At 64.2% G+C, this 14059-nt stretch carries 12 protein-coding genes; 8 read left to right on the top strand and 4 right to left on the bottom strand.

All coding sequences use genetic code 11. The features are described from left to right. Positions 1–339: 339 nt before the first annotated feature. Both ACZ9C1_RS24195 and ACZ9C1_RS24190 read right to left on the bottom strand, forming a co-directional pair. Complete coding sequence (locus ACZ9C1_RS24195; protein ID WP_476254449.1) at positions 340–1560, bottom strand: class I SAM-dependent methyltransferase; 1221 nt, start codon at positions 1558–1560, stop codon at positions 340–342. Positions 1561–1658: 98 nt separating this feature from the next. Further along, positions 1659–2267: a TPM domain-containing protein gene (locus tag ACZ9C1_RS24190; protein WP_102682753.1), complete on the bottom strand. Its 609-nt coding sequence runs from the start codon at positions 2265–2267 to the stop codon at positions 1659–1661. 202 nt (positions 2268–2469) lie between these two features. Here ACZ9C1_RS24190 and bglX point away from each other — a divergent pair, with 202 nt between their 5' ends. From bglX to ACZ9C1_RS24155, 7 genes are all read left to right on the top strand, one after another. Then, positions 2470–4761: a beta-glucosidase BglX gene (gene bglX, locus ACZ9C1_RS24185; protein WP_277503038.1), complete on the top strand. Its 2292-nt coding sequence runs from the start codon at positions 2470–2472 to the stop codon at positions 4759–4761. Positions 4762–4872: 111 nt separating this feature from the next. Next, positions 4873–6630, top strand: coding sequence for an ATP-binding protein (locus tag ACZ9C1_RS24180; protein WP_102682755.1), 1758 nt, complete (start codon positions 4873–4875; stop codon positions 6628–6630). Beyond that, entirely contained in the window at positions 6624–7958 is a 1335-nt protein-coding gene (locus ACZ9C1_RS24175) for a sigma-54-dependent transcriptional regulator (protein ID WP_111531736.1), read from the top strand. The genes ACZ9C1_RS24180 and ACZ9C1_RS24175 overlap by 7 nt, the downstream gene beginning before the upstream one ends. 269 nt (positions 7959–8227) lie before the next feature. Next, on the top strand, positions 8228–9547 hold the full coding sequence (locus ACZ9C1_RS24170; protein WP_110697667.1) for an MFS transporter: 1320 nt from the start codon (positions 8228–8230) through the stop codon (positions 9545–9547). A 126-nt stretch (positions 9548–9673) separates the two neighbouring features. After that, complete coding sequence (locus ACZ9C1_RS24165; protein ID WP_110697665.1) at positions 9674–10825, top strand: Fic family protein; 1152 nt, start codon at positions 9674–9676, stop codon at positions 10823–10825. 335 nt (positions 10826–11160) lie between these two features. After that, positions 11161–11604: a DUF2790 domain-containing protein gene (locus ACZ9C1_RS24160; protein WP_476254448.1), complete on the top strand. Its 444-nt coding sequence runs from the start codon at positions 11161–11163 to the stop codon at positions 11602–11604. A gap of 118 nt (positions 11605–11722) precedes the next feature. Then, positions 11723–12328 (top strand): flavin reductase family protein, encoded by a 606-nt coding sequence (locus ACZ9C1_RS24155; protein WP_102682760.1) that lies wholly within the window; start codon positions 11723–11725, stop codon positions 12326–12328. Here ACZ9C1_RS24155 and ACZ9C1_RS24150 read toward each other — a convergent pair whose 3' ends face one another. Next, positions 12329–12562 (bottom strand): hypothetical protein, encoded by a 234-nt coding sequence (locus tag ACZ9C1_RS24150; protein WP_277503035.1) that lies wholly within the window; start codon positions 12560–12562, stop codon positions 12329–12331. A 42-nt stretch (positions 12563–12604) separates the two neighbouring features. Next, positions 12605–12898, bottom strand: a complete 294-nt coding sequence (locus tag ACZ9C1_RS24145) for a putative quinol monooxygenase (protein WP_023630181.1) — start codon at positions 12896–12898, stop codon at positions 12605–12607. Between the two features lie 201 nt (positions 12899–13099). On the opposite strand from ACZ9C1_RS24145, the gene ACZ9C1_RS24140 reads away from it, so the two are divergent. After that, the gene (locus ACZ9C1_RS24140) at positions 13100–14020 is read left to right on the top strand and encodes an AraC family transcriptional regulator (protein ID WP_110697659.1); all 921 of its coding nucleotides are present in this window, start codon (positions 13100–13102) and stop codon (positions 14018–14020) included. Positions 14021–14059: the final 39 nt, after the last annotated feature.

Raw genomic sequence — 14059 nt, 5'->3', positions numbered from 1 at the left:
CTTGGCGACAGCCTTTCAGCGCCTATCAGATCGAGCGCCGCCCGCGCGGCGCATCGCGGATGAATCCGCTCCTACATTTGTTGCAACGTGACCATGCCTGATAGGCCATGGTTGTTAGCCTTGTGCGCTCGACACGATTTTTCGGCGGGCATTGCTGCCGCCCCATCTGTCTCAAGCCCTGCGCCAAGGCTGGCAACCATGGCCTGACAGGTTCGGTACGTTGCAGCAAATGTAGGAGCGGATTCATCCGCGATGCGCCGCGCGGGCGGCGCTCGGTATCCCAGGCGCTGCATCTTTCCAGTCAACCGACCGGTAGCCCACGCAAAGCATGAATGGACCTTAACCAGCGATCAGCCCATCCACCTTCAACAACGTCTCCAGACAATGCTCGCGCACCCCATAGAACGCCTTGAGCTCGGCGATTTTCTCCAGCAGACCCGCATTGTCCTGGGGCTGCCGACGCTTGACCGCAAGGATCATCTTGTTCTTGTTGGTATGCTCGAGCGAGATGAACTCGAACACCTTGGTCTCGTAGCCGCAAGCCTCCAGATAAAGGGCGCGCAAGCTGTCGGTGAGCATCTCGGCCTGCTGGCCCAGGTGCAGCCCGTACTGCAGCATCGGTTGCAACAGCCCTGGGCTGTGCAACTGCGGGCGGATCTGCTTGTGGCAGCACGGCGAGCACATGATGATCGCGGCGTTGCAGCGAATACCGGTGTGGATGGCATAGTCGGTGGCGATGTCGCAGGCATGCAAGGCGATCATCACATCGATGGCCTCAGGCACCACGCTGCGCACATCGCCGCATTCGAACACCAGGCCCGGGTGCTCCAGGCGCGCGGCGGCGGCGTTGCACAACTCGACCATGTCCGGGCGCAGCTCGACACCCGTGACCTGCGCCTCACGGGCGAGGGTGTTGCGCAGGTAGTCGTGCATGGCAAAGGTCAGATAGCCCTTGCCCGAACCGAAGTCGGCGACCTTCAGGCTCTGCTGGGGGTTCACGGGCGCGTCGCTCAAGGCATGGTCGAAGACCTCGATGAACTTGTTGATCTGCTTCCATTTGCGCGACATGGACGGGATCAGCGCGCCCTGCGCGTCAGTCACCCCCAGGTCGCGCAGGAACGGCCGCGACAGCTCCAGGTAACGCTTCTTCTGCCGGTCATGCCCACCCGCGCCCGTCTCGCGGGGCGCCTGCTGGGCCAGGTGCCGGCGCAGCATCGGCTTGCCCTTCTTGCTGAACTCCAGTTGCACCTCACCGGCCGGGGTGAACAGGTGCGCGTTGCGAAAGCTCTCGGGGAGCAGTTCAGCCACCAGCGCCTGCGCCTCGTCCAACCCCAGGTTGCGAGTAATGTCGCGGGTCTGGTGACGGTAGACCAACGACAGGCAGGCCTGGCCCTTGATCTGCACCGCCTTGGCGATGATCCGCTGCAGGGTCTGGTCGGTACCGACATGGCGGGCCAGCACCAGCTTGCTCAGGCTGCCGTCGCCCAGCGCATCGGCGAGCAGGCTCAGGAACTGGGCGCGCGCGTCCGGCGCGCCAGGGGCGGAGGAAGGGGAAGACATGGAAACGGGTGCCTCGAAATGCGGGGAGCGCGATGCGCAATGCCGGGCATTCTACGTCGATGATGCCCCTGGCGAAACATGCCCTTGCTCGCCAACGGTCAGTCGAGAATCACCAGGCGGTTGGGCAGTTCGTTGCGCGCATGGGTCGGGGGTACATGTTCGCTGAGCAGCTCGCCGCAGGCCTCGATACATTCGACGAAGCCCTGCAAGGTATGGCCCTGGCGCACCTGGTCGGTGAAACGGGCGACGATCGCCTCGCGCGCCTGCTCGGGCAGGTGCCGGGCGATGCCCTCGTCGACCAGGATCTCGACATGGCGCTCGGCTTCGCTGACGAAGATCAGCACGCCCGTGGCCCCGGCGGTACGCTGCAGGTTGAGCTCGAGAAACTGCTGGCGGGCCAGGCCCGAAGCGCGCCGGCGGCGCAACATCGACGGCACCACCCAGGCAGCCAGGCGCGGATGGCGCAACACCAGGCACAAGCTGATGAAGGTCAGCATCTGCGCCAACAACAGGCCATTGACGCCGATACCACCCAGCCACACATGCAACGCGCCGGGTATCAACAAGGCCAGCAAGGCGGCCCAGATCAACGGCAGGTAGGGGAAATCATCGGCGCGGCGGGCCAGCACGGTCACAAGCTCCGCATCGGTGCGCCGTTCGGCGCGTGCAATCGCCTCGGCGATCTGGCGCTGTTCGTATTCGGTCATGCCTTCGTCTCTCGAGCGTTCTTATCGTTGTTATCCCGGCAATCGGGTGGGCGAGAGTGTATCTCAACAAATGCCTCATATAAGGCATAATCCGCGACTGCGTCGGATCATGGATGAATGATCCACAACACGGCCAGCGGACACGACAACAACAGGCATACGAAACGTCTCGGCCCACCGCTATCACTCGACAACGGAATTGATGATGAAACTGTCTTTGCTGGGCCTGGCCATGGGCCTTGCCAGTCAGGCGGCCCTTGCCGCCCCTATCGCCCCGCCCCTGCAGGACAAGCAGGCGTTCGTCGACCATCTGATCAGCCAGATGACCGAGGCCGAGAAGATCGGCCAGCTACGCCTGATCAGCATCGGCCCCGAGATGCCCCACGCGAAGATCCGCGAGGAAATCGCCGCCGGACGCATCGGCGGCACCTTCAACTCGCGCACCGCCCCGGAGAACCGTCCGATGCAGGACGCGGCCATGCGCAGCCGCCTCAAGATCCCGATGTTCTTCGCCTACGACACCATCCATGGCGAACGCACCATCTTCCCGATCGGCCTGGGCCTGGCCTCGTCCTGGGATATGGACGCCATCGCCAAGGTCGGCCGCACCTCGGCCATCGAGGCGGCCGCCGACTCGCTGGACATGACCTTCGCACCGATGGTCGACATTGCCCGCGACCCGCGTTGGGGGCGCACCAGCGAAGGCTTTGGCGAGGACACCTACCTGACTTCGAAGATCGGCCAGGTGATGGTCAAGTCGTTCCAGGGGTCGAGCCCGGCCAATGCCGACAGCATCATGGCCATCGTCAAGCACTTCGCCCTGTACGGCGCCGTGGAAGGGGGCCGCGACTACAACACGGTCGATATGAGCCTGCCGAAGATGTACAACGACTACCTGCCGCCCTACCGCGCCGCGCTCGACGCCGGTGCTGGCGGGGTAATGGTGGCGCTGAACTCGATCAACGGCGTGCCGGCCACGTCCAACACCTGGCTGATGAACGACTTGCTGCGCAAGCAGTGGGGCTTCAAGGGCGTGACCATCAGCGACCACGGCGCCATCCAGGAACTGATCCGCCATGGCGTGGCCCGTGACGGCCGCGAAGCCGCCAAGCTGGCGATCAAGGCCGGCATCGACATGAGCATGAACGACACCCTCTACGGCGAAGAACTGCCTGGGTTGTTGAAGTCCGGTGAGGTCAGCCAGGCAGAACTGGACCAGGCAGTGCGTGAAGTGCTGGGCGCCAAGTACGACATGGGTCTGTTCAAAGACCCCTACGTGCGCATTCCAAAGCCTGAGACCGACCTGAAGGACTACTACGCCGAGGACCGCCTGCACCGCGAAGCCGCACGTGACGTGGCACGCCGCGGCCTGGTGCTGCTGGAAAACCGCGAGCAGACCCTGCCCCTGAAAAAAGCCGGCACCATCGCCGTGGTCGGCCCACTGGCCGATGCGCCGATCGACATGATGGGCAGTTGGGCCGCCGACGGTAAACCGCAGCACTCGGTGACCGTGCGTGAAGGTTTGCGCCGCGCCGTCGAAGGCAAGGCCAAGCTGGTGTACGCCAAGGGCTCGAACGTCACTGGCGACAAGGCGATGTTCGATTACCTGAACTTCCTCAACTTCGACGCCCCGGAAATCGTCGACGACCCGCGTCCGGCCGCGGTGCTGATCGACGAAGCGGTCAAGGCCGCCAGGCAATCGGACGTGGTCGTGGCCGTGGTCGGCGAGTCCCGCGGCATGTCCCACGAGTCCTCAAGCCGCACCACCCTGGAGATCCCCGCGGTACAACGCGACCTGATCAAGGCGCTCAAGGCCACCGGAAAACCCCTGGTGCTGGTGCTGATGAACGGCCGTCCGCTGTCGATCGCCTGGGAACGCGAGCAGGCCGACGCCATCCTCGAAACCTGGTTCAGCGGCACCGAAGGCGGCAACGCCATCGCCGACGTACTGTTTGGCGACTACAACCCGTCCGGGCGGCTGGCCATCACCTTCCCGCGTTCGGTCGGGCAGATCCCGATGTACTACAACCACATGCGCATCGGCCGCCCGTTCACCCCAGGCAAGCCGGGCAACTACACCTCGCAGTACTTCGAGGAGCCAAACGGCCCGCTGTATCCGTTCGGCTACGGCCTGAGCTACACCAGCTTCGAACTGTCCGACCTGACCTTGTCGCAGACCGAGCTAAAGCGCGGCGCGACCCTCAAGGCCAAGGTCGTCGTGAAGAACACCGGCAAGCGTGACGGCGAGACGGTGGTGCAGCTGTATATCCAGGACCAGAGCGCGTCGATGAGCCGCCCGGTGAAGGAGCTGAAGAACTTCCAGAAGCTGATGCTCAAGGCCGGCGAGTCGCGAACCTTGACTTTCGACATCAGTGAGCAGGATCTGAAGTTCTACAATGGCCAACTGCAGCACGTTGCCGAGGCTGGCCAGTTCAACGTGCAGGTCGGCCTCGATTCCGAAGCGGTGCAACAGCAGAGCTTCGAGCTGCTGTAAGCCAGACCCGGCCCCATCGCGGGACAAGCCCGTTTCCACACATCACGCTGTGGAAGCGGGCTTGCCCCGCGAAGAGGCCGGCACAGACAACCGCAACCCCGGATCCGCCCCATGCCCTCATCCTTCCGCACCCTGCGCCTGGGTTTGATCATCCTGCTGATCCTGGTCGGCACCACACTCAGCGCCGGCTGGGCCATGCACCAGGCCAAGCGCGAGGCGATGGCAACCGACGCCCGCCGGGCCGGCCAGCAACTGGGCCTGTATGCCAACGCCCTGCATACCCTGATCGAGCGCTACCGTGCATTGCCTGCGGTACTGGCGCTGGACCCTGAACTGATCGCCGCCCTGCGCGGCCCGGTTACCGAACAGGTGCAGGACGCCCTGAACCGCAAGCTCGAACGCATCAACGGCGCCGCCAACTCTTCCACCCTGGAGCTGTTGGACCGCACGGGCCTGGCCATCGCGGCCAGCAACTGGCGCCTGCCGACCACCTATGTCGGTTCCAACTACGGCTTTCGCCCCTATTTCAAACAGACTCGCAGCCAGGGCAGTGGCCGCTTCTACGCCGTCGGCGTGACCAGCGGCGTGCCAGGTTATTTCCTGGCGAGCGCGGTGAACGACGAACATGGCCGCTTCCTCGGCGCCATGGTGGTCAAGCTGGAGTTCCCGGAGCTCGAGCGCGAGTGGCGCCAGGGCAACGACATCCTGCTGGTCAGCGATGCCCGCGGCATCACCTTTATTGCCAACCAGGACGGCTGGCGTTACCGCGAACTGCAACCGCTGTCCGGTGCCGACCGCGCCGAGCTGGCGGAGACCCGCCAGTACGACAAGCAGCCGCTGGTGCCCCTGCAGCACCAGGCCCTGACTCGCTTCACCGACACCAGCCACCTGACCCGCGTGCAAGGCCCGGATGGCACCGCCGAGTACCTGTGGGAGCGCCTGCCCCTGGAGGCCGAAGGCTGGACCCTGCACCTGTTGCGCAAGCCGCAGGTCGCCGAGGATGGGCGCAACGCCGCCCTCGCCGCCGCGGCGATCTGGCTGAGCCTGGTGTTCGCCGCGCTGTTCGTCAGCCAGCGCCTGCGCCTGGCCCGTCTGCGTCAACGCAGCCGCGAGGAGCTCAAGCGCCAGGTCGAGGAGCGTACCCGCGAGCTGCGCACGGCCCAGGAAGGCCTGGTGCAGTCGGCCAAGCTGGCGGCGCTGGGGCAGATGTCGGCCGCGCTGGCCCACGAGATCAACCAGCCTCTTACCACCCAGCGCATGCAACTGGAAACCTTGCGCCTGCTGCTTGATCATGGCCGTCATGACGAAGCCCGCCAGGCCCTGGAACCGCTCGAGCAGATGCTCAGCCGCATGGCCGCGCTCACCGGCCACCTGAAAACCTTCGCCCGCAACAGCCCCGGAGGCCTGCGCGAACGCCTGGACCTGGCCACCGTGGTCGACCAGGCATTGCACCTGCTGGACACCCGCATGCGCGCCGAAAACGTCGAGGTGGCGCTGTACCTGGCGCGCCCGGCCTGGGTCCGTGGCGATGCGATCCGCCTGGAGCAAGTGCTGATCAACCTGCTGCGCAACGCCCTCGACGCCATGGCCGACAAGCGCTACAAACGCCTGGAGATCCGTATCGAGGCGGACGATGCGCAGTGGCGCCTGAGCGTGCTCGACTCCGGTGGCGGCATCCTCGACACCGACCTTTGCCGGGTCTTCGACCCGTTCTTTACCACCAAGCCGGTCGGCGAGGGCCTGGGCCTGGGCCTGGCCATCTCCTACGGCATCGTCATCGATGCCGGCGGCCACCTGCAGGTCGAGAACCTGCCGGGGGGCGCCCGCTTCAGCCTCACCCTGCCCCGCGACCTGGAGACGGTATGTTGAATTCAGTGATCGTTGTCGATGACGAAGCCAGCATCCGCGCTGCGGTGGAACAATGGCTGAGCCTGTCAGGCTTCAACGTGCAGCTTTTCGAGCGTGCCGAGGAGTGCCTGGCGCAACTCCCGGCGCACTTTCCCGGCGTGATCCTCAGCGACGTGCGCATGCCCGGCATGTCCGGTCTGCAGTTGCTCGACCGGCTCCAGCAGGCCGACCCCGACCTGCCGGTGATTCTGCTCACCGGCCACGGCGATGTGCCCATGGCGGTGGAGGCGATGCGCAACGGTGCCTACGACTTTCTGGAAAAGCCCTTTACCCCACAGCACCTGATGGGCAGCCTGCGCCGGGCCCTGGAAAAACGCCAGCTGGTCCTGGAAAACCGCCGCCTGCATGAGCAGGCCGACCTCAAGGCCCAGCTGGAGAACACCTTGCTGGGCATGTCCCAGGGGTTGCAGCAACTGCGCCGACAGGTGCTGGAGCTGGCCAGCCTGCCGGTCAACGTGCTGATCCGTGGCGAAACTGGCAGCGGCAAGGAGCGCGTGGCGCGCTGCCTGCACGACTTCGGCCCGCGCGCCGACAAACCCTTTGTCGCGCTAAACTGCGCGGCCATCCCCGAAACATTGTTCGAAGCCGAACTGTTCGGCCATGAAAGCGGCGCCTTTACCGGCGCTCAGGGCAAGCGCATCGGCAAGCTGGAGTACGCCAATGGCGGTACGGTGTTCCTCGACGAGATCGAGAGCATGCCCCTGGCCCAGCAAGCCAAACTGTTGCGGGTGATCCAGGAGCAGAGGCTTGAGCGCCTGGGGGCTAACCAGAGCATCGCCGTCGATCTGCGCATCATCGCCGCGACCAAACCGGACCTGCTTGAAGAGGCCCGTGCTGGGCGCTTTCGCGAAGACCTGGCGTACCGCCTCAACGTTGCCGAGCTGCGCCTGGCACCACTGCGCGAGCGCCGTGAAGACATCCCGCTGCTGTTCGAACACTTCGCTCGCACCGCTGCCGAACGCCTGGGCCGCCATGCCCCACCGGTCGGCGGAGGACGATTGGCGCAGCTGCTGGCCCACGACTGGCCGGGCAATGTGCGTGAGTTGGCCAATGCTGCCGAACGTCATGCCTTGGGGCTGGATTCGCAGAACCTTGAGAGCCTGCCAGGCGGGCAGTCGCTGGGCGAACAGATGGAGGCGTTCGAAGCCCAATGCTTGCGTGCGGCGCTGCGCCAGCACCGGGGCGAGATCAAGGGGGTGATGGAGGCGCTGCAACTGCCGCGGCGTACGCTGAACGAGAAGATGCAGCGCCATGGCCTGGTGCGTGAGGACTTTCTCGGCAACGAATGAGCGGATTTCCGCTTATCGGCCCAGCCCAATGAGCGGAAGTTCGCTCACTGCATGCTGAATCGCCGGGGCTGCCTGGCAGCCCATCGCTGGCAAGCCAGCGCCCACCAGGCACCATGCAAGCCAGATACGGTGGGAGCTGGCTTGCCAGCGACAGGGCACAAGACGCCCCCAAATGGACCACCAAGCACCCCTTTGGCACACCTCCTGCAAAACCCTTCTCAAGCTGCGCCCCGAGCGCGCTCCACAAAAACAACGAGAAGGTATCCCTGATGGATAACGCCAGCACTCTGCCCACCGGGGCGGCCGTTGCGCCCGCCGCGGAAAAGTCCACCGCCAGCCGCCTCAAATCGATCTTCAGTGGTTCCATCGGCAACATGGTCGAATGGTACGACTGGTACGTCTACGCCGCGTTCTCGCTGTACTTCGCCAAGGCTTTCTTCCCCGCCGGCGACACCACCGCCCAACTGCTCAACACCGCCGCAATCTTTGCCGTGGGCTTCCTCATGCGCCCGATCGGTGGCTGGCTGATGGGCCTGTACGCCGACCGCAAGGGCCGCAAGGCGGCGCTGATGGCCTCGGTGCTGCTGATGTGCGCCGGCTCGCTGGTCATCGCGCTGACGCCGGGCTACGAGACCATCGGCGTCGCCGCACCGGTCCTGCTGGTCATCGCCCGCCTGATGCAGGGCCTCTCGGTAGGGGGTGAATACGGCACCTCGGCCACCTACCTGAGCGAGATGGCCAGCAAGGAGCGCCGCGGCTTCTTCTCCAGCTTCCAGTACGTCACCCTGATCTCCGGCCAGCTCATCGCCCTGGCGGTGCTGATCGTCCTGCAGAACACGCTGACTACCGAGGAGCTGTACGCCTGGGGCTGGCGCGTACCCTTCGTGATCGGCGCGCTGTGCGCGGTGGTCGCCCTGTACCTGCGCCGTGGCATGGAAGAGACCGCCTCCTTCACCAAGAAGGAAAAGTCCAAAGAGAACCTGATGCGCACCCTGATGCGTCATCCCAAGGAACTGATGACCGTGGTCGGCCTGACCATGGGCGGTACCCTGGCCTTCTACACCTACACCACCTACATGCAGAAGTACCTGGTCAACACCGTAGGCATGAGCATCAGCGACTCGACCACCATCTCGGCGGCCACGCTGTTCCTGTTCATGTGCCTGCAGCCGGTGATCGGCGGCCTGTCCGACAAGATCGGCCGGCGCCCGATCCTGATCGCCTTCGGTGTGCTCGGCACCCTGTTCACCGTACCGATCCTCAGCACCCTGCACACTATCCAGACGTGGTGGGGCGCGTTCTTCCTGATCATGGCCGCATTGATCATTGTCAGTGGCTACACCTCGATCAACGCCGTGGTCAAGGCCGAGCTGTTTCCCACCGAGATCCGTGCCCTGGGCGTGGGCCTACCCTACGCGCTGACCGTGTCGATCTTCGGCGGCACCGCCGAGTACGTGGCCCTGTGGTTCAAGAGCAACGGCATGGAGACCGGTTTCTACTGGTACGTCACCGCCTGCATCGCCTGCTCGCTGCTGGTGTACGCGACGATGAAGGACACCAAGCAGCATTCGCGGATCACCACTGACTGATCCCTGCTCGCCAAACGTGAAAAAGGGGCGCTACGATTGACGGAGCGCCCCTTTTTAATAGGCGTGTCCTAAACAATAGCGCTATTCGGCTCACAATATGAGCTGAATAGCGCTATTATTCGGCTCATGACCTCAAAACAGCACACCGCTGCAGACACCTTCTGGGTGTGGCAGCAGGCCGACTGGCCCGGCTTTCGCTGGAACGAGTCGCAACTTGCCCCCTTGCTCAGGGACTGCGTACAGGCGCAGGGTTGCCTGCTGGGCAGAGCGGGAGCAGTGACCGAGGCCAATGCCAACCTGGACACGCTCGATACCCTGTTGCAGAACATTGTCACGTCCTCGGCCATCGAGGGTGAACAGCTGAATGTGGAGTCCGTTCGCTCCTCCCTCGCCCGACGGCTTGGCATTGCCGAGCCGGGAACAACCACGACACGCAGCGAGGGCCTGGCCGAGCTGATGGTGGACGCGACCATGGGCTATGTTCGCCCACTGGATCAGCCGCGCCTGTTCCTCTGGCACCGCTGGCTGTTCCCCGAAACCGACGACTCGCTCGCACCTCCCCTGCCAATCGGCGCATGGCGCGACCATGCCCCGATGCAGGTGATATCGGGGCGTATCGACAAGCCCAAGGTGCATTTCGAGGCACCGCCACGCGCCGGCCTGGAGCAGCAGGTGCAGCAGTTCCTCGACTGGTTCGAGAGCAGCCGCCATGATCGGCAACTCGATCCCCTGCTGCGTGCGGGCCTGGCCCATTTCTGGTTCGTCACCCTGCACCCCTTCGCCGATGGCAATGGCCGCCTGACCCGCGCCATCACAGACCTGGCATTGGCCCAGGGCGAGCAGCGAGCGGTGCGTTTCTACGCCATGTCCAGCAGTATCCTGGAAGATCGCTCCGGCTACTACGCAGCCCTTGAAAGCAGCCAGCGCGGCGACCTGGACGTCACACGCTGGCTAGCCTGGTTCCTTGCCACCTTGCTGCGCAGCCTCCAGCAAGCGCTGGTGCGCATTGACCGGGTGCTGGCCAAGTCGCGCTTCTGGCTGATCCATCGGGGCGATGGTTTGTTGCCCGAACAGGTCAAGGTGCTCAATCGACTGCTCGATGGCGGGTCTCGCGGCTTCGAGGATGGCATCAGCGCCAGCCAGTACCAGGCCGTGGCCAAGGTCTCCAAGGCCACGGCCACCCGGCACCTGGCCGACCTGCTGCAGAAAAACTGCCTGGTTCGTCTGCCCGCTGGCGGGCGAAGTACCCGCTATACGGTGAACACCCAAGCGACCTGACGCTTGCACGAAATGACGCTGCTGGAACAGGTGCAAGCCGCCTTGCGGCCTGTGCATGCCTCCCCAGGAACCGCTGCCGCCACGCCTTAATTTCCCATTAATTGTCTGGGCACATGCTGATATGGCCCTGTCGTCGGTCTGCGCTTTTCATTCTTGCGTTCCAGGGCTGATCGGCGAGCAGGGCGCCAGAAGACTGCATTGAAGGTCATTCACGCCCTAACCAATCTAATTATTAGATTTTTATCCATTATTTTTTGCGCTTTTTAATCAAATTTGCAGGCGTAATATTAAACCCATAGAAACAACAACCCCTGGCACTCATCGGAGCAACGACCATGAAAAACAAACTGATCCTTTCCCTCGCGCTGTCGGTACTGGCTACTGGCGCCTTCGCCGAAGGCGGTTTTGATCGCACCAACGCCCACACCTTTGCCGCTGCACAGAGCCAGTCGGCCACCTACGCAGAAGATGGCTTTGATCGTACTGGCGGCCAGCGCTTCGCTGAAGACGGCTTCGACCGCACCGGCGGCCAGCGCTTCGCCGAAGATGGCTTCGACCGCACCGGCAGCCAGCGCTTTGCTGAAGACGGCTTCGACCGCACCGGCGGCCAGCGCTTCGCCGAAGATGGCTTCGACCGCACCGGCGGCCAGCGCTTCGCAGAGGATGGTTTCGACCGCACCAACGGCCAGCGCTTCGCAGAGGATGGTTTCGACCGCACCAACGGCCAGCGCTTCGCAGAGGATGGTTTCGACCGCACCAACGGCCACCGCATCAGCTGATCACTGATGCGCGCTACCAGCCCGGCTTCGGCCGGGCTTGATCATTTGCAGTTGAGCCAAGCCTTGGCAAACTAGGCGCCTCGTCCCCCACCAGGAAGGGCCTCGCGGCCTTGCGCAGATGTACTACTACGAACCCGCCAAAGGCCACGGCCTGCCCCACGACCCATTCAACGCCATCGTCGGCCCACGGCCCATCGGCTGGATCTCCAGCCATGATCGCGAAGGCCGCCTGAACCTGGCGCCCTACAGCTTCTTCAACGCCTTCAACTACATCCCACCGATCATCGGTTTCTGCAGCGTCGGGCGCAAAGACAGCCTGAACAACATCGAGCAGACCGGCGAGTTCGTCTGGAACCTGGCTACCCGGCCGCTGGCCGAGCAGATGAACCAGAGCTGTGCAGCGGTGGCGGCAGATATCGACGAGTTCGCGCTCAGCGGCCTGACCCCGGCCCTGTCCAACGTGGTCAAGGTGCCACGCGTGGGCGAGAGCCCGGTGAGCTTCGAATGCAAGGTCAGCCAGATCGTCCAGCTCAAACGCGCCGACCAGGAACTTGTCCCCAGCTGGCTGATCCTCGGAGAGGTAGTGGCGGTGCACATTGCCGAGCACCTGCTCAAGGACGGCATCTACGACACCGCCGCCGCCGAGCCGATCCTGCGTGGCGGCGGCCCGGCCGACTACTTTGCGCTGGGCGAGCTGTTCAAGATGGCCCGTCCACAGGTCTGATCAGAAGAGCAGTTCGCCTTCCTCGCCTACGCCCTGCAGGCGTTCGAGTTCAGCACAAGCGGCCGTGTCGGCCGCGATCGCCGACTGGAACACCTGCCCGTCGAGCACTTTGTGAAAGCGCGGCGCACCGCCCATGCCCAGGGCCTTCACGGCGATCGCCGCGTGGTAGCCGCCGCCTTGCACCGGGACCATCGCCGAGACCGCTTCGAAGTGGGGGAATTCTTTACGTGCCATGCTGCACTCCGCCTGAATGATGTAGGGGCGGCATTCTACACATCAGGCGAAGGTATGCAGGTCCAGGCTGCTGACCACCTGCGCCTGGACCAGCTCGCCGAACACCTCCAGGGTGGGCGAGGCGAAATAGCCGCTCATCGCCTGCTGGTCGCTCCAGCTGCCGCTGAGCAGCCACAGATCGGCATCGACCTGCGAACGCTGCACACTGAAGCTCAGGCAGCCGGGCGCCCGCAGCGACGGCTCCAGCAGGTCGCGCAGGCGCATGCCGAGTTCCGCCGAACGACCGTTGCTGGCGCGGATGAAAGCCAGGTGAGTGACCGGTTGAGGCTGGGTCATGAACGATCTCCTTGAAGCGCTACGGACGGGAAAACAGGCTGCCAAGATTAGGGCCTCGCCCTCGCGCGACGTTAGGTCATTACTGTCGTTCGATTGCCTGATCCTGCCGTGCGACAGGATCAGGCAATCGAACGACAGCATTCGACTAGCGCCCGACATTGCCCATACCTATGCTGGCCCGGTCAGTAGAGGAACCACGCCATGACCACGCTCCCGCCACCCGACTCGACCCTTGAGCTGCAGCGCCAGGAACTGGCCGCGCTGATCCAGCGCCACGCCGGCCAGCCCCATGGCCCGGCGTCGGCCATTGAGGACCTTTACCTTACGTGCTACGAAGAGGAGATCCGCGGCATGCCCGCGCTGGCTCAACCGGCGTTGTGCATTCTTGCCCAAGGCAGCAAGACCCTGATCCTCGGCGACGAACATTACGCCTATGATCCGCTGCACTACATGGTGGTGTCGGTCACCCTGCCGATCAGCGGCGCCCTGCTCAAGGCCAGCCCCGAGCATCCCGCGCTGGGCTTGCGCCTGGACATCGACCCGGCGCAACTGAGCCAACTGATCGCCGAGAGCAGCCCGATGGTCGTGCCCAACCGGCCATCAGGTCTCGGCCTGTACGTGGAGAAAAGCGATCCGCAGCTTCTGGACGCGTTGATCCGCCTGATCAAACTGCTGGACTCGCCACGCGACATTGCCATCCTCGCGCCGATGATCCGCCGGGAAATCTTCTACCGCCTGTTGCGCGGCCCCCAAGGTTACCGTCTGTACGAAATCGCCCTGGCCAACAGCCAGACCCATCGGGTCTGCCAGGCGATTACCTGGCTCAACAACCATTACCACCAGCCGTTGCGTATCGAAGACCTCGCCCGGGAAGTGAACCTCAGCGTCTCCACCTTGCATCACCGCTTCAAGTCGGTGACGTCGATGAGCCCCTTGCAGTACCAGAAGCAACTGCGCCTGCAGGAAGCCCGACGCCTGATGTTCAACGAGGGGTTGGAGGCTGCCGTGGCCGGTTACCGGGTGGGCTACGAGAGCCCGTCCCAGTTCAGCCGAGAATACAGCCGGTTGTATGGCGCGCCGCCGATCCGCGACGTGGCAAGGTTGCGCGCCAGCGCCAGTTGAACGACCCGCCGCACCCGGCGAATCGAGGGCACAGTCCTC

The organism is Pseudomonas sp. TE21435 (assembly GCF_056279265.1).
The sequence above is the reverse complement of the archived record's forward strand: the minus strand, read 5'-3'. Positions and strand labels throughout refer to the sequence as shown.